A 23,612-nucleotide genomic window follows, 5' to 3' on the forward strand; every position below is an offset into this window, starting at 1 on the left:
CGGGAGACAGACATGGCACGTCAGACATTCTGGAAGGGCTACCTCAAGCTCTCGCTGGTGACGGCAGCCGTCTCGCTGACGCCGGCGACGACCGAAAGCAATAAGGTGCGCTTCCACGTTCTCAATCGCCAGACGAAGAACCGCGTCGAAAGCCGCTATGTCGACAGCGTCACCCACAAGCCGGTCGCCGACCGGGATCAGGTGAAAGGTTATCCCCGCGGCGAGGACGACTATGTTCTGCTGGAAGACGAGGAGATCGAGGAGGTCGGGCTCGAAAGCACCCGCACCATCGATATCGACAGCTTCGTGCCGCGCGGCTCGATCGACTGGATCTGGTACGACAAACCGCATTTTCTGGCGCCCGAGGATAAGGTTGGGGTGGAAGCCTTCTGCGTCATTCGTGAGGCAATGAAGGCAAACGATGTGGTCGGCATCGCCCGGCTGGTGCTTTATCGTCGCGAGCGTGCCGTGCTCCTGGAGCCGCAGGGCAAGGGCATCATTCTCTGGACGCTGCGTTATGGCGACGAGGTGCGTGAACCGGTGACCGAACTCGACAGCAAGGCCGAGATCGACAGCAAGCTTCTAACGTTGATGAAACGGCTGGTGAAGGAAGAGACCAAGGATTGGAGCCCGGCCATGGTGCAGGATCCGATCCAGAAGCGCCTGAAATCGATGATCCGCGGCAAGCAAAAGAGCCTGAAGAAGGCCGCTCCCGCGAAAAAGCCCGCGCCGGTGAAATCGACCGGCAACGTCATCAACATCATGGATGCGCTGAAGAAGAGCCTTGCCGCGGATGACGGGCGCAAACCGCATTAGCGAAAAGGTGAGGGCATTTCACTCGATAGATCTCAAAAGCCAGCTCAGCTCGCCTTCTTGCTGCGGCTGTCGCTGCGTGCCGGTGCCTTCTTCGCTGGCGCCTTCTTTGCAGTGGCCTTGCCGCTCAGCCCGGCGCTCTGTCGCAGCGCCTCCATCAGGTCGACGACCTTACTTTCCCGGGGCTGCTTTTTCTTTGGCAGTGCCCGGCCCTCGATTTTTGCCTTCACCAGCTCGACGAGGGCAGCCTCGTAACGATCCTCATATTCGCTCGGCTCGAAGGTGCCTTGCTTGGTCTTGAGGATATGGCCTGCGAGCTCGAGCATCTCCTTGTCGAATTTAAAGTCGGGAATGTCGTCAAAGACGCTGTCGGCCGAGCGCACCTCGTAGTCGAAGTTCAGCATGGTCGCGACGATGTGGTCGTCATGCGGGCGGATCAGCAGCGTCCGGTTGCGTCGGAAAAGCACGGCTTCGGCAAGTGCTGCGACTTTGCCGTCAAGCATGCTCCTGGCAATCAGCGCCAGCGCCTCTTCATCATGTTCGTCTACGGGCGCGAGATAGTACGGACGGTCGAAATAGAGCTTGTCGATGCCGTCATAGGCGATGAAAGCCTTGATATTCAGCACCTTGTCGCTTTCCGGCATGAGTGCGGCGATCTCGTCGCCCTCGATGACGATGTAATCGCCATTCTCCAACTGGTAGCCCTTGACCTGGTCGTCCCGCTCGACCGGTTTGCCGGTTTCACTGTCGATGAATTGCCGCTCCACCCGGTGGCCGGTCCTGCGATTGATGATGTTGAAGGAGACGCGGTCGGAGGAGGAAATGGCGGTGTAAAGCCCGACGGCGCAGGCAAGGTCGCCCACTTTCAGATGACCTTTCCAGCTTGCCCGCGCGGCCATTCCATCCTCCGTCGCAAATCAGAGCCGACTGTTGCTCTTGTCGGTTTCGAGTTCTTGAAAGGCCCAGCCGCGTCCGTCAGGCGCGGGATAGGCGAGCAGCGCGTCGCCATCGCCGATCTTCTGGCGCGACGCGGCGTCCCTGGCGTGAACGATCGCTTCATCGGCCGTGGCATAGGTTTCAGAAAGCGTGTCGCCGAGCTTGTAAGCCCAGCCATTGTCATGCGGCACGACCTGATAGGTGATATCGGCCATTTCGGATCTCCTCTTTAGTTCCGATTTGGTTTGCGCCGCTCGTCGAGGGCGATGATCTTCTCCACGGAGGCGATATCCTCGCTGGTGACGACAGGCACCGGATCGCCCGCGATCGCCTCCAGCACCTCTTGTGAGACGGCGCCGTTGCGAATCGCCCATTCCAGCGTCTCGCGTGTTTCGCGCTCGGCCTTCAGCTGCACATAAAGCGCGACGATCAGCCGATCGCGGGCGTCCATGCGCCGGCCTTGGCGATCCATACTGCGGACATCAGGCATCGCAATCCACCTTTGGCACCGATTTCGTTCAGGTGTAATCAACTGATGACGGATGGAAAGGTTCCGAAACCGATGGGTGGCACTTGCCTCTTGCGGCGCCGGGCGGCGATTGCCATCTGCAGAATGTTCGTCAAAGGATTTCACCATGGTCGATCTCAAGGCCCGCCCCCGCCCGACCGGCGCCACCGCCGCTCTCGGCCGCACCGGTTTTCCGCATGTCACCTCCGCCACCAAAGGCGAGATCGATATCGTCACCGCGCCGTCGCAGCCGGGTTTCAATCCGCTCGACCTGCTCTATGCCTCGCTCTCGGCCTGCCTCGTGCTCAGCGCCCGCATGGCCGCCAGCCAGATGGGCGTTCTCGACAGGATCAGCGGCATCACCGCCGAGGTCACCGGCGAGAAGGCGACGGAAGGCCTTTCGCGCGTTGCGAGGTTCAATATCGCCTTCTCGATCAGAGGCGATATCGATGAGGAGACCCGGCAGAGAATCGTCCATGCGGCCGAAGACGAGATCTGCACGGTGAGCAATACGATCCGCGGCAACCCCGATTTTTCGACGACGATATCGGCATAGGTTCAATCTATATAATATTTATAGACAATTGCCGGCAGAGGATTGCGCGGCCCATGCCCGGCTTCTATGCTTGGGCATCTAAAGCGATGATACGGCCACCATGCAGTCCAAGCCTTTCCCGAAATCCGAACGGCCTGTCGTCGCCATTATCGGCGGCGGCGTCTCCGGCGCCGGCGTCGCCTATCATCTCGCCCGGGCGAATTGCGGCGAAGCTCCCGTCATCCTGGTCTTCGAGCCGCGCGCCGAACTCGGCCGCGGCCTTGCCTACGACACGGATGATCTGGCGCACCGCATCAATGTCCCGGCTGCCAAGATGAGCCTGCAGCCGGACGATCTGGGCGAATTCCAGGCCTGGATCGAATCTCGCGATGCCGTTGCCGGCGACAGCAAGGCCAAACAGCCCGATGGCTCGCTTTTCCCGCGGCGCCAGCTGTTCGGCGAATATGTCGCCTCGCTGCTGAAACCACTGCTGGAAGACGGTCGCGTGCGTCATTGTCACGCCGCGGTCACCGGCGTCGAGCGTCGTGCCGGCCGCTGGACGATCCGCGACGATAGAGGCGGCGTGACCGAGGCCGATATCATCGCGATCGCCACCAGCCATCCGCCGCCCGCAGCCCCCGGCCAGCTGGCGAGCCGGCTCGCCGACCATCCGCGTTTCGTCGTGGATACCACCAAACCCGGCGCGCTCCAGGTCATCCGCCCGCATGACCGGGTGTTGGTCATCGGCAACGGCCTGACGGCGGCCGACGTCATCGCCTCGCTTGCCGAGCACGGACATGAGGGGCCGGTGACCGCGATCTCGCGCCGTGGCCTGCGTTCGCGCGGGCATGCGCCGGTGCCGCAGCCGCTCTTCGGCGATTTCCTCGCCGATGCGACCCATTCCGCCGGCTCGCTGCTGGCAAGGATCCGCGCCGCCATCGATGCGGCAAAAGCGGAAGGGATCAGCTGGCACGGCGTGATCGATCAGGTGCGGGCGCAGGGATATGATCTCTGGCAGGCGTTGCCGGTTGCCGAACGCCGCCGCCTCGTCCGCCATCTTCGTCCCTATTGGGACGTGCACCGGTTCCGCATCGCTCCGCAAGTCGAGGCCGTGCTCGACGCGGCGATTGCTACCGGCCGGCTCGAGATCCTTGCCGGCTCCGTCGCCGATGCGCGCATCGAGGGCGAGTTCATCCTGTGCACCTTGCAGCCGCGGCAGCACCGCCAGCCGCTGGAGCGGAGTTATGACGCCGTCATCGTCACCACCGGCCCGGCCCATGGCGGCATTCTCGAAACTCAGCCCTGGCTTGCAGCCCTTGCGGCAAACGGCCACCTGTCGCTCGATCCCACTGGCCTCGGCCTTGCCTGCACCGGGCATTCGGAGGCGATCGGCCGGTCAGGAGAGGCGGATCCGTCGCTGCTGATCTCCGGCCCGCTGGCGCGCGGCACCTTCGGCGAGCTGATGGGCCTGCCGCAGGTGACCGAGCATGCCTTCTTCGTCGCAAACGAGATTGCCGGAAAGCTGCGGGTGAACACGACACACACGCATCCGGCCTGATTTTACATTCCCCTGATTTTACATTCCCCCTGATTTTACATTCCTATGTCGCTTGGCGGCTGTCGTTCATGATCGACATCTGATACTCACGGCAGCCAACATCCCATCGCCCTGCTTTCGGGCGACCAGAAATATCGAGATCATGTTGCAGGCTGCCTCCACCCTTTCCGAAGCCTCGCCTTCCAATCGCCTCGCCCTTGCAGCCCTCATTCTCGGCGGGGCGGCAATCGGCGGCTCGCCGATCTTCGTCCGGCTCTCCGAGGTCGGGCCGATGGCGACGGCCTTCTGGCGCGTGGCGCTGGCACTGATCCCGATCTTCATCGTCTCGCTCATGAAGAAGGATGCGGGGGCGAGGCCGCAAAGCCTTTCCGATTACGGCATGCTGATCCTGCCGGGCGTCATGCTGTCGCTCGATCTCGCCGCCTGGCACCTTTCGCTCACCATGACTTCGGTTGCCAATGCGACGCTGCTGGCCAACCTCGCACCGGTCTTCGTCACGATGATCGCCTTCGTCTTTTTCGGAGCGAGGATCAGCGGCGTTTTCCTGTTCGGGCTTGCCTTGGCCTTGGCAGGCGTCGTCGTTCTAAAGGGCGGGCCGGCAGCCATCGGCAATGGCGACCTCAGCGGCGATGGCATCGCGATGATCGCGGCCTTCTTCTACGCTTGTTATATCCTGGCGATCGGCAGGCTGCGCAGCCGGTTCGATACGATCAGAATCATGATGTGGAGCACGGCGTCCGCTGCCATTTTCATCTTCCCGATCGGCTTCTTTTACGAAGGTCAGATGCTGCCCGCGAGCCTCTATGGCTGGTCGATCCTTTTCGGTCTCGCCTTTATCAGCCATGCCGGCGGGCAGGTGGCGATCACCTATGCGCTGGCCTATCTGCCGCCGGCCTTTTCCTCTTTGACGCTGCTGCTGCAGCCGGTCATCGCGGCTATCCTTGCCTGGGGGCTGCTGAACGAAGCGATCGGCACGATGCAGGCGCTCGGCGCTGCCGTCGTGCTCGCCGGCATCATGGTTGCCCGCGCTTCCCGCGTTCTGGTTTAAGCATTTCGGAACCGGCGCCTAAAGCGCGTCGCGATCTTTCAGATTCGCTCCCCGCGCCTTAGCTCTTTGTTTTTGCGCATGTCGTTGCCGCAAAACCGCTGCGCAGTTTTGCGCGACATGCTTTAGCGGTTTTCCTGCAGCAGCCATTTCTGGATGATCGGCACATCGGCATCGCCGAGATCATGGCCGCCGGGAATGACGTCGGAATCGACCGTGGCGCCCGAACTCTTCAGCCGATCTTCCAGCTCGCTCGCATATTTGCCGTAGGCATCCGTCTTGCCGCTGATGACGAGCAGGTCGGTGCCCTTCAGGTCGGCATGCGGATAGTCGCTGAGCACCGGCATGGAGCGCAGCAGCACCGCCTTGTGAACCAGGTTCGGATGCAGGTAGAGCAGCGAGTTCAACAGGTTGGCGCCGTTGGAGTAGCCGACATAGACGACCTTCTGGGGATCGAGCCCGTAGGATTTGACGGCGCCCTCGATGAAGGCGGCGAAGGCCTCCGCCTCGGTCTTGATGTCGTTCTGGTCGAAGGAGAAGGGAGTAATGCGCTTGTACCAGCGCGGAAACCCTTCCTCGGTCGCCCTGCCGCGCACGCCGAGCAGAGTCGCCCGCGGTGCCGCCTTGTTCAGCAGCGGCATCAGCGTCGTCTCGTTGCCGCCGGAGCCGTGCAGCAGCACGAAGACGCTGCCGTCGGGATCCGGCGGCGTATAGAAACGGTGGACGAAAGGCAGCTCGCGGTAATTGATGCGCGGTTGGCCGGGCATTGCAAACTGCGGCAGCACGACCTTCAGGTCATGGAGATTGGTGATCGCTTCGGGCGGCGCAAACAGCTTCGTCCCGAGAGCGGCCTGCTCTTCATCCACGATCATGCCCGGCTTGTCGGTCGCAAGCTCTATCAACGTGCCGCCGGGCTCACGGGCATAGAGTGAGCGGAAATATTTGCGGTCGTGCATGTTGGTCGGCGATGCGTCGGTGGCTTCCAGGGCCTTGCGGACGGAATGCAGCGTCTCCTCGTCGGCAGCGCGGAAGGCAACGTGATCGACGGTCCCGGTGCCCGGCGCGCCGGACCAGAAGCCGCGGGCATCGCGCACGTCGATGACGTCGCCGGACTGCGAAACCAGTCTGTCGATCGTGCCGCGATTGGCATGGAAGCGGTAGCCGAAATGGCTCTCGAGGAAGCTGCGGCTTTCAGTCGGCTTTTCCGTCAGCATGGTCGCGCCGCGCACGCGCTGGATGGCGTGCTCCGCGGGGATCGAGGCGCCGTGCCAGGCCGCCGGCGATGTGACGTGCTTTGCACCGGCGAGCTTGAGGATGATGTTGTCGGGGTCCTTCAGCCGGAGCACGGGCTCGCCGAATTCGTCCGCCGGTCCTTCCGAGCGCAGGCCGAAGCTCATGGCGCGCGTCAGCCAGTAACCGATGCTGGCGGGATCGATCGACAGTGATATTTCACTGATCTGGCCGTAGCCGGCCCGGCCGGGCGCACCGTCTTCCCATGCGAGGAAGGTAAGCAGCGAACCCGGCGTCCCTGCCGCATCGCCGTAGAACAGATGGAGTTGCGTCGCGTCCTCGTAGCCGGCCGTCTGCTTGACCAGCCGCAGGCCGAGAAAACCTGCGTAAAAGTCCACGTTCGCCTGCACCTTTCGGGTGACGGCCGTGACGTGATGTATGCCTGATACCATCGGAAGCAGTCCTGATTGAAGCGGAGTCGTCAGGAGCGCGAGTATGAGAGTTGCGAAGGTCATACCGTTGCCAATGACCACCGCTTAGTTTTGTTCCGCACAAAGCGCAAGCGAATCGCCGCGCTGCAGCAATTCCAGATGATCGACATATTCGAGTGCCTCTTCGAGTTGCTGCAGGGTCGGCGGCTTGACCATATAGGCGCGCGCACCGAGATTTCTGGCCCGTTGCCGGTCGGTCTCATCGCTTGACGTGCTGAGAATGCAGACGGGAATCTGGTTGAGGCGGACATCGGTGGAAAGCGCACGCAGCACCTCGAAGCCGTCCATGATCGGCATGTTGATATCGAGCAGCATCAGGTCGATCTGCGGCACCTCGGCAATACAGGCGCGTTCTTCGAGCAGCCGCATCGCCTCGCGCCCGTTGGTGGCGACATGCAGATTGAAATTCACCTTCTCCCGCCGCATCAGCTTGATCTTCAGAAGCTGGATATCGGCCGGGCTGTCCTCCACCAACAGCACTTCGGCAAGCCTGCCTTCGCCTTCACCCGGCTGCTCCGCAGGCTTGCCGCTGTGCGGGATGGCCGCTGCCGGCAGCGGCTCGGGCCTCGTCTCGGCGAGCGGCACGTCGAGAACGAAAGTGGCACCCGGGCCATCCTCCGCCTCGCACCAGATCGAGCCGCCATGCAGTTGTGCGATGCGGCGGCAGATGGCAAGGCCAAGCCCGGTGCCCTCGATGCCGCGGCCGACGAGGCGTTTGAACGGCTGGAAGATCAATTCGCGATGCTGAGGATCGATGCCGGGCCCGTTGTCGCGTACGGTGAGGCGGCAGAAATCGCCATGGGCTTCGCCTGAGATCGTGACCTCCGGAACCTTCTGCTCGCAATAGCGGATGGCATTCGACACGAGGTTCTGCAACAGCTGGGTCAGCAGCGTCGCATCGCCCATGACCTCCGGCAGCGCGCCGCGGATGATGATCGCGCCGCGGCTTTCGGTCTGCTGGCGCAGATTGTCCTCCACCTGGTCGAGTACGGCAGAGAGCGAAACCGGCGTGAGCTCCGGCCCGCCGGAGGCTTCGAGCCTGGTGAAGCCCGAGACCTTGACGATCAGGTCTTCCATATGGTCGGCGGCACTCAACACGTAATCGAGCAGTTCCCGGTCGTCGGCCGGAAGCGCAGCAGAACCGTGCAGGATGCGGCTGAAGGATTTGATCGTCCTGAGCGGCTCCTTCAGATCATGGGCCATGGCGCGTGTGAAAATCTCGAGCGATTGCCGCTTCTGTTCCAACTGCGCTTCCAGCATGCCGTGCATGATGGCGTTCTGGATGCAGCGATGCAGCGTTTCCGGCGACAGCGAATCCTTGGTGAGATAGTCGCGTGCGCCGGCCTTCATCACCTCGACGGCGACGGTTTCACTGCCTTGGCCGGTCAACATGATGACGTTGGCGGCGGGATCGTTCTCCAGAATATCGGCAAGAACGCCGAGCCCGTTGCGGCCCGGCAGCGAATAGTCGAGCAGGATGCAGTTCGGCCGTTTGCGGCCGTTCAGCGCAAGGCCCTCTTCGCCCGTCTCCGCCTCCAGGACGCTATAGGCGGTGCTGGAGACGCGGCCCAATATGCGGCGATAGACCTCGCGATCGTCAATATTGTCGTCGATGATGAGAATGCTGCACTCTTCGGCCAATCTGTCAGTCCTCGAGCGGCAGAATGGCGATTTCGAACCAGTATTCCTTCAGTCGCTGGATCGCCGCGAAGAGCCCGTCGAGATCGACCGGCTTCTGGACATAGGTATTGGCGCCGAGCGCATAGCAGCCTTCGATATCCCGTTCGTCGTCGGACGTGGTGAGGATCACCACCGGGATCTTGCGCCAGCCGGCGTTCGATTTAATCGCCTCCAGCGTCTTGCGGCCGTCAAGGCCCGGCATGTTGAGATCGAGCAGGATCAGCCCCGGTTTCGGCACCATCACGGCCAGCATGTCGAGCGCTTCCTGCCCCGAGGCTGCCCAACGGATCGAGTTGCGCAGATTGGTGCGTTTGAACGCGCGCATCGTCGCTTCGAAATCGTCTTCGCTGTCCTCGACGATCAGGATCGGTTGCGTGTCACGCTGCTGCATTCTGCCCCTCGCGCTTTTTTCCCAGAGTGAAGTAGAATGTGGTGCCGGCGCCGACCTCGGATTCCAGCCAGATATCGCCATTGTGCCGCGCGATGATCTTGCGGACGAAGGTGAGGCCTGCTCCGGTGCCGTCGTCGGAATCCTGCGATTTTTCCAGCCGTTTGAAAATGCGGAAAATATCCTCATGGAATTCCTGGGGTATGCCCTTGCCGTTATCCCTGACGAAAAACACGTTGCGGGCAATCGTGCCGTCCTGGCCGACGAACCGATCGAGATAGCCGATCGACACCAGCGGCGCCGGTTTGTCGTTGTATTTGATCGCATTGGTGATGAGATTGCGGAACACTTCGGTCAGCCGCGGCGCGTCGCAGACCACATCCGGCAACTGGCCATCGATGATGACCTTGGCATGGCGTTCCTCCAGCAGCAGCTCCATGGTCGCGACGACATCCTTGACGATCAGGCCGATATCGCTGCGCTTGACCGCCAGCTGCTGCCGCCCGAGCCGGGAGAAATACAGCAGGTCGTTGACGAGTTTTTCCATGCGCTGGCTGAGGCGCACCAGCCGGTTCAGTCGGCGCACGCCGTCGTCGTCGAGTTTGTCTTCGTAGTCCTCTAGCAGGAATCGGGAGTGGTTATGCAGGCCGCGCAGCGGTTCCTTGAGATCATGCGAGGCGATATAGGCGAATTCGTCGAGGTCGTGATTGCTGCGCTCGAGTTCGGCCGTGTAGGCCTCGAGCTGGGCAAGCGTCGTTTTCATCCGCTCTTCCTGCCGGGCCCGCTCGCTGATATCGCGCACGATGCCGACGAAGATCTTCGCATCGCCGGTGGAAACGGCGCTGATGGAAACGTCGATCGGAAAGACGATGCCGTTCCTGCGTCGTCCGGAAACCATCCGCGTCGTGCCGATGATGCGCTCCTCACCGGTCTTCCGGTAATGGGCGAGATAGCCGTCGTGCTCGGAGTGGTAGGGTTCGGGCATCAGCATCTTGATATTCCGGCCGATCGTCTCCTGCGGGGTGTAACCGAACATGCTTTCAGCCGCCGGGTTGAAGCTCCTGATCGTTCCGCTCTCGTCGATGACGATGACGGCATCGGGCGTGCCGCGCACCAGCGCGCCGAAACGGACGCGCTCGGTTTCGAGGTTATGATTGTTGCGCATGAAATAAAAGACGAGGATCGCGATCAGCCAGAGCGTCGCAGCCGTAATCGTGCGGTTGGCGATCTCCTGCCAGAATGCCGCCTCGTTGTGCCTGACGGCGAAGAAGCCGAGCATCAACAGCACGGTGCAGGCAAACGCGAAGAAAAGCGGCGCATTCCTGTTGCCGAACCAGAGCGCCGTCAGCACCAGCGGCACATAGAGAATGCCGTTGGCAACGCCGAGCGGCGTGTAGAGATCGACGAGGAGGCCGGTGAAGCAGACCGCAGCCGGGATCCAGAGCGGAATCTGTGCGCGGTTTGCCGGCTGCATCCACCAGGAGCGCGCCAGCAGGCCTGAGCCGAAGATCACCATGCCGACCGCCGTATGCAGCGCCATCGCCGCATAAGGCCCCCAGCGGTAACCCTGTTCGGCATCGGTGACATAGCTGGCGAGCGCGATCATGCCCAGGGTGATAACGATGTAGCTCGTCAGCTCCTGCACCACCTGGCTTCTCCTCTCGACGTAGAGAGAGAACAGCAGCGAAAGATTGGCGATCAGGAAGACCAGGGCCGTGTTTGGGCCCATGCCGCCGCCGATCTGCGCGATGAAATCCGGCGGAATGACGAAGCGGGTGATCAGCAGGTCGATATTGTGGAACGTCCGGCCGATGGTGACGATTTCCAAGAGCCGGGCCGCAGCGATCGCCGCCGCAATCCCTGTCATGACCGTTGCGGCAATCAGAAAGCGACGGGCAGCCAGCGTCGAGGCGGCAAGCCCAAGGCCGGACAGCACGAAGCAGAGCGCGGTGTTGAAGGCCATCGACGGAAAGACGGGAACCAGCGAAATGATCACCTGGATCTGCAATAGCCAGCCGGCAAGGGCGCTCATTCCGAGAAGGAACATCAGGCAGCCGACCGCAATCGCAAAGCCACGGTAGCGCTGCCGCTGCCGCTGGTCCTGCAGGTCCACGTTGCCACTATCCTGCACCCGTCATGTCCTCCTCGGTTCGCGCGGCCATTTTTTCCGAAATCGAGGAATACTCAATAGGCAGGGGAGAACGACGCCGCGCTTTTTCCGAAACGATTTTTCGACAAGATGGATCGAATTTTCGCGAAATCGCGATATCGTGAGGTCGAAGGACAGCAAGGTTCATCGAACAATATCCAAATCATGGTGCTGAATGCCAACCATAATTTACGTCGACGACAGCAGGGATGATCTCTTCTATCTCGACTATATCCGCAGGAAGCAGCAGATAGATGTCGATCTATTCTGTTTTTCGACCGCCGAGACGGCACTGGCGGCGCTGGAGCAGCGCGCGGCGGAAGGCTGGGCGCTGCCGGAACTGCTGGTTGCCGATCTGTACATGCCGCTCGACAGCGGCATCGCCCTGGTAACAAGGCTGCGCCGGGACGACCGTTTCAAGGCGATGCGGCTTGCCATCTGCAGCGGCTCGGATGCTGCCGAGGACCGCGCGCGCTCGCTTGAGGCCGGCGCCGACGCCTATCTGGAAAAGCCGCTTGATCTTGCCGGGATTATTCTCAATCTTGAGCTGTAGGAAGCGGCGAAGGCCCGGTAACCTGTTCCCCGTCCCATGTCCCAACCATTTGACAAAGCGCAATTGACAAGGTCGAGGCCGCACCACAAGATGCAACCGAAGCGAAGCAAATGATTGGCAAAATAAGCGCTGAGAGAACCGATCGACCCGCGTTCGCCGCCACGAACATCAGCCAACCCCTTAGCCAAATGGGTCTGTCGGCTCTCTCGCGCTTACGTCTGGCACTGCCTTCCTGCATTCTTGGATGTTGAATGCAGGAAGAAAACGATACCCAGGTAAGAACTACTGCGCTCAGTAAAATCTGCCCGTGCATCACCTGTAGCTGAGATAATTGATGATTTCCGCCTTTGAATGCCGAAAGTCCCCGTTTCGATATTCGTCATCAACTGTCTCGCAATTTTTGTAGCTCTTCGCGTTTAAGACGTATATCCCAAGATTTCGGGATCGGAGGCATCGAGGAGAGGAAGAGTGGGAATGAACAACGCCCCGGCAATTCCCTTTCATGCCGGACCGGAGCTGAGCCGGGCGATCAACCGCACCGATTTTTTCCGGCTGCTGAAGTCGGCGGCACAGCACTACAACTTCGACAATTTCGCGCTTGCCCGTATTTCCGAGGCGTCTGCCCCTTTCGGGGAACGCGATATCGTCATCACCAATGTCGCCGAACGGCGTGTCGGCCTTTTCATCACGACGTTGAAGGAAGCGCTCGGGACCGTCCGGGCAAAGTCCGCCCAGTTTCTGGCAACGCCGGTTCATGGCAGGAGCGTACGGCCGGAAGATTATCGCTCGGATCTCGTTTTCAATGAGTTCCTGAGCGGCGTCTTTCTGTTCATCCCGCTGTTCACCCCCGAAGGGCGGCGCTATTGCCTCGTCCTCAGCGGCGAGCGTCAGGAGCCGGATCAGAGCGAGATCGCCGATATGCTTCTCGACGCGATGCGCATTTTCGACAAGCTTTATGAGGAAATCCTGACACAGGAAATGTCCGGGCGGCTCACCCAGCGCGAGCAGGAAATCGTCAAATGGACGAGCGAAGGCAAGACGTCGGCTGAGATCGCCATCATTCTCGGTCTTTCCGAACATACGGTCAATTCGCACATCACCGCGGCTGCGCGCAAACTTGACGCCGTCAACCGCGTTCACATGGTGGCGATCGCCTTGCGGAACGGCTTGGTCACGTGAAGCCGGTTTCGGGATTGGGGAAATTAAGTCGATGATCACCGAAACTGTGCGAAAGAATGCCGTGAAGGTTCTCTTCGTCGACGACGAATTCATCGAATTCCGTGCGCTCAAGAAGAAGATCGCCGATCTCTCCGAGCCGGCCGTCGAGGTTGAATATTCGCCATCGATCGGTGACGCGCTGGAAAAGATCCGCTTGGCGCGTTTCGATCTCATCCTGCTCGACAACCGCCTGCTGCCGAACGCCGATTTCCGCGAAACGGTGCCGGAACTGCGCGGCATCGGCTTCACCGGCCCGATCGGCGTCGTCTCGACCGACATATCGGGCGGCTATTTCCAGGAATTCCCCGATTACGGCGTCGATTTCCGCATCGGCAAGGACGAAATCGACGCCCAGACGCTGCAGCACATCATCCGCGAATATGTGAATTATGACGTCCCGGATTTCTGGAAGGACGATTACAGCATCTGAAAAGACGCACGCTTTCAGATGCATGTCGCCTGGTAGTGTGCAGCGGTTCCGGGATAACGACATGCATCAAAACAAAGAACTAAAGCGCGTCGCATGAATCAAGTTTGACGCGGCGCGCTTTAAGCTCAGGCGACCGGAAGGCGGATGAGGAAGCGGCTGCCGCTTTGATCCGAATGTTCGAGGCTGAGATCGCCGCCAAGCGCTGCCAGAAACTCTCGCGCCGTCGTCAGTCCGAGGCCGGCGCCCGGCACCGTTCCCGCCTTCGGCAATTTCCAGAACGGCTCGAAGATCCGCTCCCGATAGGCCGGATCAATGCCCGCCCCATTGTCGGAAATCCGGATGAACCAATTCGCCACCTCCCGCTCCGCGCTGATGACCACATGAAGCGGCGCTTCGCTGCGATAGGTCAGCGCATTGATCAGCAGATGCCGCAGCACTAGGCCGAGCAGGGCGGGATCGCTCCGGAGCGAGGGCAGACCCTGGCTTTCCAGTGTCGCATCGGAAACCGCGGTTTCATCGGTCAGTTCGCCCCAGACATTTTCGGCCAGCGCCTGCAGATCGACCTCTTCGGGCGTCACCTGAGGTGCTCCACCGGCAAGGCTCATCAATGCCTTGGTCAGGCGCTGCGCGGCTTGCGCCTTTTCCATGATCATCCGGAGGCTCTGAAGCTGTTCGCCGTCGAGCGTTCCCTCGAGATCGTCGAGCAGCAGTTCGGCATACATGGCGATATGGCGCAGCGGCGATTGCAAATCGTGCGAGGCGGTTGCGAGAAAACGCTTGATGCGCTCCTCGCTGCTATCGTCCACTTCCGGTCGTCTCGTCGGGTTTGATGACATTTGGCGGTTTCCCCGATCTCTGCTGCTAGCGCCCCACATCCTATCAGACGCGCCACGGGCGCGGTAATCCTTTGAATCGCTGCAGGATTTTATCCTTGCAGTCATCGACAATAGAAAGAGGGCGCCGGCTCTGCAACCGGCGCCCTCTTCAAGGATGTGTTAACAGGCGGATTTTAGCTCGCCGACTTGCGCGGGCGGCCCTGTTCCGGCGGGATGATTTCGACGGCGCCATCGGTTGCCGCTGCCGCCTTGGCATGGCGGCGGCGCCAGTCGCCGAGGAAGAGCAGGATCGGTGCCGCGATGAAGATCGACGAGGCGCCGGCCACGAGAATGCCGAAGACCATCGGGATTGCGAAGCTCGAGACGGCGCTGCCGCCCCAGATCGCCATCGGCACCAGGGCGAGGAAGGCCGTCGCATTGGTGTAGAGGCTTCGTGCCAGGGTCTCGTTGATCGACTTGTCGATGATCTCGCGCAGCGGCATCGACTTGTAGAGCCGCATGTTTTCACGCATGCGGTCATAGACGACGACCTTGTCGTTCACCGAGTAACCGACGAGCGTCAGGATGGCGGCGATGGCCGTCAGGTTGAAGTCGAGGCCGGTGATCGCAAAGAAGCCGATCGCCTTGGTGACGTCGAGCACCAGCGTGACGATGGCGCCGACGGCAAACGGCCATTCGAACCGCACCCAGATATAGATGAGCATCGCGAGGCTGGCGATCACCACCGACAGGATGCCGGCCCAGGCAAGCTCGCCGCTGACCTTCGGCCCGATGACATCCGTGCCTTCGACGGTGGCGGTCGGATCGATCTTGGCGACTTCGGCCTTCAGCTTGGTCACCGCTGCCGTCTGCGCCTCTTCGCCGCCTTCCTGCCGCTGGGCGCGAACCAGAATGCTGCTTTTGTCGCCGAAGGACTGCAGCGTGATTTCGCCGAGGCCGAGACTATCAAGACCTTCGCGGAACTTTGCCAGATCGGCGACCCCTTGGGTCTTGACGGACATCTGGATGCCGCCGCGGAAATCGACGCCGTAGTTGAGGCCGGGGTGAATGAAGAGCACGACGGAGGCGATCGAAAGCAGCGCCGACACGGTGACGCCGAAGAAGCGTGCCTTCATGAACTCGATGTGCTTGTCATAAGGGCTGAACGGGATCAACGGCCGGATATTCAGCACCTTGAACTTCCGACGGCGGGTGATCTCGATCATCGCAACGCGAACGAAGGCGACCGAGGTGAACATCGAGATGATCAGGCCGAGCGCCATGGTCACGGCAAAGCCGCGAACCGGGCCGGAACCGAAAAAGAACAGGATGGCCGCGGCGATCAGGGCCGTCATATTGCCGTCGATGATCGTCGAATAGGCACGATTGAAGCCGGTATCGATGGCGGCGAAGGCGCCCTTGCCCTTGCGGGTCTCTTCACGAATACGCTCGTTGATGAGGACGTTCGCATCGACCGCAAGGCCGATGCCGAGAACGATACCGGCAATGCCCGGCAGCGTCAGCGTCGCACCGACCAGCGTCAGGGCCGAGAAGGTCAGGATCGTGTGGATCAGCAGCGCGATATTCGCCAGCACGCCCCAGGTGCCATAGAGAACGAAAATGAAGACTGCAACGAGGATAAAGCCGACGATGCCGGAATAAATACCCATCTTGATGGCATCGGCGCCGAGGTCGGCGCCGACGGTGCGTTCCTCGATGACCGTCAGCTTGGCGGGCAGGGCGCCGGCGCGCAGCATGGCGGCAAGCGTCGTTGCGCTGTCGGCCGAGAAGTTGCCGGAGATCTGGCCGGAACCGCCGGTGATCGGCTCGCGGATGACGGGCGCGCTCAGCACCTTGTCGTCGAGGACGATAGCGAAGGGATTGCCGACATTCTGACGGGTGATATCGGCAAAACGGCTGGCGCCGGCGCTGTCGAAGCGGAAGCTGACGATCGGCTCATGCGTGTTCGGGTCGAAGCTGACGCGGGCGTCGGAAAGCCGGTCGCCGGAGAGTTCGACGCGGTCAAGCACCGGATAGGTCCGGCCTTCATCGTCCTTCAGCATGGTCACGCCGGGGCCGGGCTGGTTGTTCGGCGACAGCATATGGAACGACATCTTCGCCGTGGAGCCGAGAAGCTGGCGCAGCCGCGTCGGATCCTGTGCGCCCGGCAGCTGCACGAGCACGCGATTGGCGCCGATGCGCTGAATGGTCGGCTCGGAAACGCCGACCTGGTCGACGCGCTGGCGGATGACTTCAAGGCTCTGCTGGACGGCGTTGTCGACATTGGCGGAGATGCCGGCCTTGGAGAAGCCGATGGTAATGGTCGCTCCGTTCGCTATGACATCAAGATCCGACTGGCCGGCGCTGAGGCCGGTGCTGATCGGGTTGGCGAGCGTCTTGAGGTCGGTGACGGCAGCATCGCTCTGCGTGGCATCGGTCAGCGTCACGACGATTTGGTTCTGGCTGCGGACGACGGCCTTCGGCTGGATGCCCTTTTCGCGCAGCACGCGACGCGCATCCTGAAGCAGCGATTGCAGCCGCTCCTTGGTCAGATCCGCCTCGTCGACTTCCAGAACGAGATGCGAGCCGCCGCGAAGGTCGAGACCGAGCGACACCTGTTCATGCGGCAGCCATGCCGGCACGCGCTGAAGGACAGATTGCGGCAGGACGTTAGGCAGGGCGATCAATAGGCCGATCAGGATGATCACCGTATAGGTGAACACCAGCCATGGTGAAGTACGCATGTTGTATTCCTTAGATAATCGAGGGCCGGCGCTCGGGCGCTGGCGGCATGTCGTCAGATGTCGGAAGCGCCTCGGCGCAAACGTCAGGCAGCGACCGGCGGTCCGCGCGGTTGATGGGTCCTGGAGATCGCGGCATGACGCGGAGCATCAAATGCCGGAAAGGCGGCTGCAATGGTCCAGCCGGCGAGATCGACATCCGGGGCAGCGGCAAGCATGGGCGATCCGCCGTCATGGGCCGCCTGCTTCGGCGCAAGCCGGCGCTCGGTGGCAAGCACGCCACGCACGGCATCGCGCGCGGTCAGCTGCGGCGGCTGTGTATCCCGGCCGGAAGAGGAAAGCGTATTGACGGCGGCAGCCGGCGAAATGACCAGATTGCCGCCGACGAGCAGGCCGATATAGGCAAGGATGGCGACAAGCAGGGAAGCGGCGACACGGCTGGTCAGATGGTGCTGATCCAGCTCCACCTTCTCCGTCCCGGCGATGTCACTCCCGTATCGGCTCAAAAGCGCGCCAATCTCTCATTCTTTTGGCGGCGGAGGCTCATCCGCCGCAATAATTGTATCAGGCCCATGCCCGTCTTCATAGGGCACACTGTCATGATGCACTTGAGCGAGCCGGTCAACCATGCCAAGCGCGATTTCACGCTCGCCCATGATGACGGTGTCGGCGCCATAGTGCTTCAATTCATCGACCTCGGCATCGGAATGGGCGCGGGCGACGATGAGGATCGACGGATTGACGCTGCGCGCCTGCTCGGCAATGCGGCAGGCCTCGAAGGCGTTCGGGATGGCGATGGCGATGCTGCGGGCGCCGGAAAGATTGGCGAGGTCGAGGGTTTCCCGCATCACCGCATTGCCCATCAGGGTTTCGACCCCTTGCGCCCTCAGCTCGCCGATGCGCTTGTCGGAATCCTCGATGACGAGAAAAGGTGTGGCTGACGATTTGAGATTCTGTCCGACGATGCTGCCGACCCGCCCGTAGCCGACGAGAATGGCGTGGCCGCGGAGAGCAGTCGGGTGCACCTCGTCGTCTTCGGGCTGCACCTCTTCATGAGCGACCGCCGCATCCGCGGAGGGGGCGGATTCCACCGCGGCTTCCTCTCTTTTTGCGCCTTCTAGCATCGGCCGCATGCGGTCGCAGAGGAAGAACAGCAGCGGATTGAGGATGATCGAGATGATGGCGCCGGCCAGGATCAGATCGCGGCCTTCCTCCGGCAGCAGCCCGAGTTCGACGCCGAGGGCGGCGAGAATGAAGGAGAATTCGCCGATCTGGCCAAGGCTGGCCGAAATCGTCAGCGCCGTGCCGAGCGGCTTCTTGAAGGTGAGCACGATCAGCAGGGCGGCGACGGATTTGCCGATGACGATGATGAAGATGGTGGCGAGGATCGGCAGCGGCCTGTCGATCAGGATGTTCGGATCGAACAACATGCCGACCGAGACGAAGAAGAGCACGGCGAAGGCGTCACGCAGCGGCAGGCTTTCCTGGGCGGCGCGATGGCTGAGTTCGCTTTCGGCAAGCACCATGCCGGCAAAGAAAGCGCCGAGCGCCAGCGACACGCCGAAAAGCTTGGCCGCGCCGAAAGCGACGCCGAGCGCGATCGCCAGCACGCCGAGCCGGAAGAGCTCGCGCGACCCGGTATGGGCGATGCGGTGCATCGTCCAGGGAATGAGCTTGCGGCCGAAGACCAGCATCAGCGCCACGAACAGCGCCACTTTCACCAGCGTCATGGCGATCATGCCGCCGATGCCGAGATCGAGCCCGAACAGCCGGTTCAGTCCGGCCGAGAGCGGCTCGACCGGCGCGTGACCCTCACCGCCGATGCTGGCTGCGGCCGGGATCAGCACCAGCGCCAGCACCATGGCGAGATCCTCGACAATCAGCCAACCGACGGCGATCCTGCCGCGCTCCGTCTCGACCAGGCGCCGCTCCTGCAGCGCTTTCAACAGCACCACTGTGGAAGCGACCGAAAGCGCCAGGCCGAAGACCAGGCTGCCGCCGGTCGGCCAGCCCAAGAAGGCACCGAGCCCCCAGCCGAGCAGTGTCGCAAAGGCGATCTGGGCGATCGCGCCGGGCACGGCGATGCCGCGCACCGACAGCAAGTCCTTGAGCGAGAAATGCAGCCCGACGCCGAACATCAGCAGGATGACGCCGATTTCGGCAAGCTCCGGAGCCAGGCTCTGATCCGCCACATAACCCGGCGTATGCGGGCCTACCAGAACGCCGGCAATCAGATAGCCCACCAGCGGCGGCATGCGCAGCCGATGGGCAAACGCGCCGAAGATGAAAGCCAGCACGAGGCCGCCGACGATTGTCGAAATCAAGGGCGTATCGTGCGGCATTGCTGTCTCCCGATCTGGAAATCCCGTTTATAATGTGACATATATGGTTTATATCGACCAATATGGGCAAGTTGTAATCATGGGTCAAGGCGCAAGGGAAACAATTCTGACCCCGGCTCTCTGCCGGGCGGCGCGCGGCCTGCTCGACTGGACCCAGACCGATCTTGCCGAAAGGGCGGCCGTCTCCCGCAGCACCATCCGCGATTATGAGGGGCGCCACCACAACATCCACCGCGCGACGGAGGCGCAGCTGCGCCTCGCCTTCGAGGAAGGCGGCGTCAGATTCGTCGAGATCGAAGGGGCGGGCACCGGCCTCTGCCTGCCCACGGCATAATTTCCTAAAGCGCGTCGCGATTTTCAGATTCGCTCCTTGCGCTTTAGCTGTTCGTTTTTACGCATGTCGTTGCGGCAAAGGCGCTTCGCGCTTTGCCTGGGAAAACCGCGGCACGGGTTTGCGCGACAGGCTTTAAATCGGAATCGATTGGCTCAGGGTGCCAGGCAGGCTGCGGCGACCTTGTAGACGGAGAGCGACTTGCCCTTGTAATAGCCCTCGGTCGGCTGCCAGTTCTTCAGCACCTCGGGCGTCTCGGAGGCGCAGCTGAAGGGCCCGATCGTCAGGTAAAGCACCTTTCCGGGGATGTCGGCCGGCAACGCGAATTCCTGTTCGTAATAGCTCTCCGGAAGGCCGGCGGGCGCCCGTGCATAGATTCTGTAGGGCGCATCGCGCAGCGTGTAGAAAAGATCGGCGACCATGTCGCGATCGTCGGTGACGATGATGTCGGTGCCGGCCTGAGCCGCGAGTGCGGCGGTCTCGCGGCTGACCTCGGCGCGGCCGAGATAGCGCTTCATCACTTCGTCGCCGTTCGGCAGCAGCAACTGCTGCGGAAAGATCGTCGCCAGCGGAAAGAGCAGGCTGGCGATGCCGTTGATGCCGAGCGACAGCCGCAGGCCCTTCGGCCACATCCGGTAAAGCAGCCAGACGGCGAGGATGGTGCCGGCGACATAGGCGGTCACGGCCCAGTTGGCATAGGCCTTGGCGACCGTTGCCTGCAGCGTGATCAGCACCACCACCGGCATCGACAGCCAGACCAGCATCTTTTCCCGGTCGTCGCTCCTGCCCCTGATCATCCGATAGACCGCCCAAAGCATCGCAAAGAAGATGATCGGCCCGACGACGCCGAACTGGGCGGAGAAGAATTCAAGCCCGCGACGGAGATTGATGCCGAGATCGCTCCAATGGGCGATATCCTGCGTATGCCGCACCGTCGTATTGTTGTGCTGCAGGTTCCACCAGAGGTTGGGCAGGGCGACGACCGCCGCGACCGCAACCGCGACGATGAAATCCCGGATGGCGATGCGCGCCGCCGGAATGAGGAGGAGGGCAAGCGCGCCGCCCGGAACAACGAACAGCACCGCATATTTCGTCAGGAAGGCGAGGCCGACGCCGAGGCCCATGACCAGCGCCAGCCCGACCGAGCGCCGCTGTGTCAGGCTGAAATAGGCAAGCAGGGTGATCGCGATGAAGAACAGCAGGATGACATCGGTCGAGAAAAACACCGAAGAAAGCGCCACACCCGGGAGGGTAATATAGGCGGCGCCCGTCCAGCCTTCGATCTCCGGGCCGACGAAACGCTTTGCAACCTTCATCAAAACAAGTGCCGCCGCCATGTGGATGAGCGGCCCGGAGAGCCTGATCCAGTAGATGGCGTCGGAGCCGGAAAGCGCGGTCATCGCCCGGATTACCCAGGCGATCATCGGCGGCTTGGAATAATAGCCGAGATCAAGATTCTGCGCCCAGAACCAGTACTGCGCCTCATCGACGAAAAGGTCCGTCCGGTCGAAAACTAGCGTGACGACGCGCCAGAGCGTGAAGCCGAGAACGATGAGAAGACCAGATCTGGGGGACATGAACCACGTGTTCCGCTGACATGAAAGGCGCCAGTGCGATACACCAAAGGTGCCGGACTGCCAACGGGCAGGGAGGGGTTTTAGAAAACCCGAAGCGCGCTGATATCGCGGTTTGCGGCGAGAGAATCGAGGCGGGCGACGGCGGCAAGCAGCGTCATTGCAATCAAGCAGGCACCCAATCCGAGAACAATCATTGCTCTGTCCTTGTCGACGTCATGTCTTGGTTATCGACCGGCCTATAACATGGAGCTTGCGTGTGCCTTGTAGCAGCCGTGCAACTCCGCCGCAGTATTTGCTGCAAGCGGCCTTGAATTGCTTCAAAAGCCGGCAATGCGAAGGGCTTATTAACCTTCAAGCAAGGAATTAACCATAAACATTGGTTTACACGTCGGAATGGGAAGATGCACTCGTTCCCACCAGGCATGACGCCGTCCCGCCGTACCGGGTTGATCCGGTATCCATCTCTTCAGACAGCTCCGAAACATAGCTGATCAGGGGGCTTCGACCCGCCGGTTGTAACCGGTGGTGAGAACCGTCTCGAGGCTTTGCGTTCTCTGGATGCTGCGAAAGTTTTTAACCAGGCATTCGCCTGGACAGTGGGTCGGGGACAGGCGTTGAGGCAGGACATGCCATCAGAACAGGCTCGTGGAGCACAGGCAGGCAGCTTGCGCGACCGCCTGCGCTTTGCCGGCCTCGATGCCGACCAGTGCGAGCTGGTGCGCCGCAACCGGTCGTCCCTCGAAGCGCATCTGAAGGCAGGCCTCAGAGATCTCTTCCACAGGTTCCAGTCTTTCCCCGACGCGGCGCGCAATTTCGACAGCGAGCGCCAGGTCGAGCGCCTGCATGATCTGCAGTCCTCGCATTGGGACGTGCTGACGGATGCACGGTTCGATAGCCTCTATGCCGAACGCGTCAAAGTTCTCTCCGATACCGAAAGCAAGATCGGCCTCGATCCGCGCTGGCACGTGGCCGGCCACGGCGTCATGCTGGAGCATGTCGTTTCCGGTCTCGCCGAGGAAATTGCCGGCCGTCCGCTGCTGCCGTCGGCCAAGCGCCGCACCCGCGAAATCTCCGATCTGATGACGGCGATCATCCGCCTCGTCATGGTCGATGTGGAAATTGCCGTCTCGCTGCGCTTCAATGCTCAACGCGCCGCCGAGAGCCGTGCGCTCGCCGATCAGCGCGCCGACAACGAAGCCGAGATCGTCAGGATCTTCGGCGATGTCATCGAAGGCCTTTCCGCCCGCGACCTGACGCGGCGCGCGCCGGTCGACGGCGCCCATGCGGCGACTGCCGCCGCGCTGAACGGCGCACTGGATGGTCTCCAGGCAGAGTTTACTGCCATCACCGAACGCACGTTGAAGGCCGAAGCGGCGACGGGTTCGCTTGCCGGCCTGTCCAGGCAGTTCGCCGGCACGGCGTCCGGCCAAGCCGACCGGCTGCAGCTTTCCGCCGCCGCGCTTGCCGGCATCGCCGCCAGCGTTCGCGACGGGGCCGCCGACAGCCGCGCCGCCGAGCAGGCCGCCGCCTCGACGCGCGCCGCCGTCGAGGAAAGCGGTGAGGTCGTCGGCCGCGCGATCAGCGCCATGGCCGATATCGAGCAGTCGGCCGAAAAGATCGGCCAGATCATCGGCGCGATCGACGAGATCGCTTTCCAGACCAATCTGCTGGCGCTGAATGCCGGCATCGAGGCCGCCCGCGCCGGCGATTCCGGCCGCGGTTTTGCCGTCGTCGCCCAGGAGGTCCGCGCGCTCGCCCAGCGTTCGGCCGAAGCCGCCCGCGAGATCAAGACGCTGGTGACGACGACCAAATCGCAGGTCGATGCCGGAGTGCAGATGGTCGGCCGCACACAGGATTCCATCGGCAGCATCGTGCGCCAGGTTACCGACATCAATGCCGCCATCGCCGGCATCGCCACCCGTACCGGCGAACATGCCGCGAGCCTGGATAGCGTGACTTCAGACGTCAAGGGTCTGGGCGGCGAAGTGGCAGGCAGCGCCGGCCTTGCGGAGCGCTCGGCCGAAGGCGCCGACCACCTCCATACCGTCATTGTCGAGCTCGGCCAGACGATTCGCGAATTCCGCATCGCCCGGGAAAACGCCAATGCCGGGCGCCCGGCGCCGGTTCGTGGGACGCCGCCGCGCGCCATCGAAGCCGCCGCCCGTCCGGCAGTGGCCGAGGACGACTACGAAAATGATGATTTTAGCCTTCCGCAGCCTTTCGCAGGCGTCGGAGGTGGGCGGAATGTTTACTAACCTATCGGATGATTGCC

The 23,612-nt window shown here is 62.0% G+C and carries 21 protein-coding genes; 9 read left to right on the forward strand and 12 right to left on the reverse strand.

Going from position 1 to position 23,612, the window contains the following annotated elements; translation table 11 throughout:
- Positions 1–12 precede the first annotated feature (12 nt).
- On the forward strand, positions 13–816 hold the full coding sequence (gene ku / locus K6N12_RS17025) for a non-homologous end joining protein Ku (protein WP_097623847.1): 804 nt from the start codon (positions 13–15) through the stop codon (positions 814–816).
- 44 nt (positions 817–860) lie between these two features.
- Here the strand turns inward: ku (K6N12_RS17025) and ku (K6N12_RS17030) are convergent, their stop codons facing one another.
- From ku (K6N12_RS17030) to K6N12_RS17040, 3 genes are read right to left on the reverse strand one after another with little or no spacing between them, the layout of a single operon-like run.
- A complete protein-coding gene (ku, locus tag K6N12_RS17030) occupies positions 861–1,712 on the reverse strand; it encodes a non-homologous end joining protein Ku (RefSeq protein WP_097623848.1) in 852 nt (283 codons plus the stop codon).
- An 18-nt stretch (positions 1,713–1,730) separates the two neighbouring features.
- Positions 1,731–1,964: a DUF2188 domain-containing protein gene (locus tag K6N12_RS17035; protein ID WP_003570400.1), complete on the reverse strand. Its 234-nt coding sequence runs from the start codon at positions 1,962–1,964 to the stop codon at positions 1,731–1,733.
- Positions 1,965–1,978: 14 nt separating this feature from the next.
- Positions 1,979–2,239 (reverse strand): hypothetical protein, encoded by a 261-nt coding sequence (locus K6N12_RS17040; protein ID WP_097623849.1) that lies wholly within the window; start codon positions 2,237–2,239, stop codon positions 1,979–1,981.
- Positions 2,240–2,384: 145 nt separating this feature from the next.
- Here K6N12_RS17040 and K6N12_RS17045 point away from each other — a divergent pair, with 145 nt between their 5' ends.
- From K6N12_RS17045 to K6N12_RS17055, 3 genes are all read left to right on the forward strand, one after another.
- Positions 2,385–2,813 (forward strand): OsmC family protein, encoded by a 429-nt coding sequence (locus K6N12_RS17045; RefSeq protein WP_097623850.1) that lies wholly within the window; start codon positions 2,385–2,387, stop codon positions 2,811–2,813.
- Between the two features lie 100 nt (positions 2,814–2,913).
- Positions 2,914–4,350, forward strand: coding sequence for an FAD/NAD(P)-binding protein (locus K6N12_RS17050; protein WP_222148912.1), 1,437 nt, complete (start codon positions 2,914–2,916; stop codon positions 4,348–4,350).
- 142 nt (positions 4,351–4,492) lie between these two features.
- Positions 4,493–5,398 carry a DMT family transporter gene (locus K6N12_RS17055; protein WP_097623852.1) on the forward strand — a complete coding sequence of 302 codons (906 nt, stop codon included), beginning with the start codon at positions 4,493–4,495 and terminating at the stop codon, positions 5,396–5,398.
- 122 nt (positions 5,399–5,520) lie between these two features.
- Here K6N12_RS17055 and K6N12_RS17060 read toward each other — a convergent pair whose 3' ends face one another.
- Genes K6N12_RS17060 through K6N12_RS17075 form a run of 4 tightly spaced genes read right to left on the reverse strand, consistent with a single transcriptional unit; the run spans position 5,521 to position 11,315 of the window.
- Positions 5,521–7,140 (reverse strand): VOC family protein, encoded by a 1,620-nt coding sequence (locus K6N12_RS17060; protein ID WP_179867051.1) that lies wholly within the window; start codon positions 7,138–7,140, stop codon positions 5,521–5,523.
- A gap of 21 nt (positions 7,141–7,161) precedes the next feature.
- Positions 7,162–8,757 (reverse strand): response regulator, encoded by a 1,596-nt coding sequence (locus K6N12_RS17065; protein WP_097623853.1) that lies wholly within the window; start codon positions 8,755–8,757, stop codon positions 7,162–7,164.
- Between the two features lie 4 nt (positions 8,758–8,761).
- Positions 8,762–9,187: a response regulator gene (locus tag K6N12_RS17070; protein ID WP_003584210.1), complete on the reverse strand. Its 426-nt coding sequence runs from the start codon at positions 9,185–9,187 to the stop codon at positions 8,762–8,764.
- The gene (locus tag K6N12_RS17075; protein ID WP_222148913.1) at positions 9,174–11,315 is read right to left on the reverse strand and encodes a sensor histidine kinase; all 2,142 of its coding nucleotides are present in this window, start codon (positions 11,313–11,315) and stop codon (positions 9,174–9,176) included. The genes K6N12_RS17070 and K6N12_RS17075 overlap by 14 nt, the downstream gene beginning before the upstream one ends.
- Positions 11,316–11,508: 193 nt before the next feature.
- Here K6N12_RS17075 and K6N12_RS17080 point away from each other — a divergent pair, with 193 nt between their 5' ends.
- The 3 genes from K6N12_RS17080 (at position 11,509) to K6N12_RS17090 (ending at position 13,534) form a co-directional block, all read left to right on the forward strand.
- The gene (locus K6N12_RS17080; RefSeq protein ID WP_097623855.1) at positions 11,509–11,886 is read left to right on the forward strand and encodes a response regulator; all 378 of its coding nucleotides are present in this window, start codon (positions 11,509–11,511) and stop codon (positions 11,884–11,886) included.
- Positions 11,887–12,360: 474 nt separating this feature from the next.
- A complete protein-coding gene (locus K6N12_RS17085; protein ID WP_097623856.1) occupies positions 12,361–13,065 on the forward strand; it encodes a helix-turn-helix transcriptional regulator in 705 nt (234 codons plus the stop codon).
- A 31-nt stretch (positions 13,066–13,096) separates the two neighbouring features.
- On the forward strand, positions 13,097–13,534 hold the full coding sequence (locus tag K6N12_RS17090; RefSeq protein ID WP_097623857.1) for a response regulator: 438 nt from the start codon (positions 13,097–13,099) through the stop codon (positions 13,532–13,534).
- Positions 13,535–13,659: 125 nt separating this feature from the next.
- Here the strand turns inward: K6N12_RS17090 and K6N12_RS17095 are convergent, their stop codons facing one another.
- From K6N12_RS17095 to ybaL, 4 genes are all read right to left on the reverse strand, one after another.
- Positions 13,660–14,370, reverse strand: coding sequence for a sensor histidine kinase (locus tag K6N12_RS17095; RefSeq protein ID WP_097623858.1), 711 nt, complete (start codon positions 14,368–14,370; stop codon positions 13,660–13,662).
- Between the two features lie 173 nt (positions 14,371–14,543).
- Positions 14,544–17,093: a protein translocase subunit SecD gene (gene secD / locus K6N12_RS17100; RefSeq protein WP_097623859.1), complete on the reverse strand. Its 2,550-nt coding sequence runs from the start codon at positions 17,091–17,093 to the stop codon at positions 14,544–14,546.
- 83 nt (positions 17,094–17,176) lie between these two features.
- Positions 17,177–17,557 (reverse strand): hypothetical protein, encoded by a 381-nt coding sequence (locus K6N12_RS17105; protein ID WP_097623860.1) that lies wholly within the window; start codon positions 17,555–17,557, stop codon positions 17,177–17,179.
- Positions 17,558–17,611: 54 nt separating this feature from the next.
- The gene (ybaL, locus tag K6N12_RS17110) at positions 17,612–19,432 is read right to left on the reverse strand and encodes a YbaL family putative K(+) efflux transporter (protein ID WP_097623861.1); all 1,821 of its coding nucleotides are present in this window, start codon (positions 19,430–19,432) and stop codon (positions 17,612–17,614) included.
- Between the two features lie 34 nt (positions 19,433–19,466).
- On the opposite strand from ybaL, the gene K6N12_RS17115 reads away from it, so the two are divergent.
- Positions 19,467–19,766, forward strand: coding sequence for a helix-turn-helix domain-containing protein (locus K6N12_RS17115; protein WP_179867052.1), 300 nt, complete (start codon positions 19,467–19,469; stop codon positions 19,764–19,766).
- A gap of 152 nt (positions 19,767–19,918) precedes the next feature.
- Here the strand turns inward: K6N12_RS17115 and K6N12_RS17120 are convergent, their stop codons facing one another.
- Positions 19,919–21,340: an ArnT family glycosyltransferase gene (locus K6N12_RS17120; RefSeq protein WP_097623862.1), complete on the reverse strand. Its 1,422-nt coding sequence runs from the start codon at positions 21,338–21,340 to the stop codon at positions 19,919–19,921.
- Positions 21,341–21,966: 626 nt separating this feature from the next.
- On the opposite strand from K6N12_RS17120, the gene K6N12_RS17125 reads away from it, so the two are divergent.
- A complete protein-coding gene (locus K6N12_RS17125) occupies positions 21,967–23,595 on the forward strand; it encodes a globin-coupled sensor protein (protein ID WP_097623863.1) in 1,629 nt (542 codons plus the stop codon).
- Positions 23,596–23,612: the final 17 nt, after the last annotated feature.

Origin of the sequence: Rhizobium redzepovicii (genome assembly GCF_019793435.1) — a bacterium.
Taxonomy (GTDB): Bacteria; Pseudomonadota; Alphaproteobacteria; order Rhizobiales; family Rhizobiaceae; genus Rhizobium; species Rhizobium redzepovicii.

Excerpts from the sequence above, each read along its gene's own strand:
- K6N12_RS17040 (WP_097623849.1), bottom strand. The coding sequence starts at position 2,239 with ATGCCTGATGTCCGCAGTATGGATCGCCAAGGCCGGCGCATGGACGCC.
- K6N12_RS17085 (WP_097623856.1), top strand. The coding sequence starts at position 12,361 with ATGAACAACGCCCCGGCAATTCCCTTTCATGCCGGACCGGAGCTGAGC.
- secD (WP_097623859.1), bottom strand. The coding sequence starts at position 17,093 with ATGCGTACTTCACCATGGCTGGTGTTCACCTATACGGTGATCATCCTG.
- K6N12_RS17055 (WP_097623852.1), top strand. The coding sequence starts at position 4,493 with ATGTTGCAGGCTGCCTCCACCCTTTCCGAAGCCTCGCCTTCCAATCGC.
- K6N12_RS17050 (WP_222148912.1), top strand. The coding sequence starts at position 2,914 with ATGCAGTCCAAGCCTTTCCCGAAATCCGAACGGCCTGTCGTCGCCATT.
- K6N12_RS17070 (WP_003584210.1), bottom strand. The coding sequence starts at position 9,187 with ATGCAGCAGCGTGACACGCAACCGATCCTGATCGTCGAGGACAGCGAA.
- ku (WP_097623848.1), bottom strand. The coding sequence starts at position 1,712 with ATGGCCGCGCGGGCAAGCTGGAAAGGTCATCTGAAAGTGGGCGACCTT.
- K6N12_RS17095 (WP_097623858.1), bottom strand. The coding sequence starts at position 14,370 with ATGTCATCAAACCCGACGAGACGACCGGAAGTGGACGATAGCAGCGAG.
- K6N12_RS17080 (WP_097623855.1), top strand. The coding sequence starts at position 11,509 with ATGCCAACCATAATTTACGTCGACGACAGCAGGGATGATCTCTTCTAT.
- K6N12_RS17125 (WP_097623863.1), top strand. The coding sequence starts at position 21,967 with ATGCCATCAGAACAGGCTCGTGGAGCACAGGCAGGCAGCTTGCGCGAC.
- K6N12_RS17090 (WP_097623857.1), top strand. The coding sequence starts at position 13,097 with ATGATCACCGAAACTGTGCGAAAGAATGCCGTGAAGGTTCTCTTCGTC.
- K6N12_RS17045 (WP_097623850.1), top strand. The coding sequence starts at position 2,385 with ATGGTCGATCTCAAGGCCCGCCCCCGCCCGACCGGCGCCACCGCCGCT.
- K6N12_RS17035 (WP_003570400.1), bottom strand. The coding sequence starts at position 1,964 with ATGGCCGATATCACCTATCAGGTCGTGCCGCATGACAATGGCTGGGCT.
- ybaL (WP_097623861.1), bottom strand. The coding sequence starts at position 19,432 with ATGCCGCACGATACGCCCTTGATTTCGACAATCGTCGGCGGCCTCGTG.
- K6N12_RS17060 (WP_179867051.1), bottom strand. The coding sequence starts at position 7,140 with ATGACCTTCGCAACTCTCATACTCGCGCTCCTGACGACTCCGCTTCAA.
- ku (WP_097623847.1), top strand. The coding sequence starts at position 13 with ATGGCACGTCAGACATTCTGGAAGGGCTACCTCAAGCTCTCGCTGGTG.
- K6N12_RS17120 (WP_097623862.1), bottom strand. The coding sequence starts at position 21,340 with ATGTCCCCCAGATCTGGTCTTCTCATCGTTCTCGGCTTCACGCTCTGG.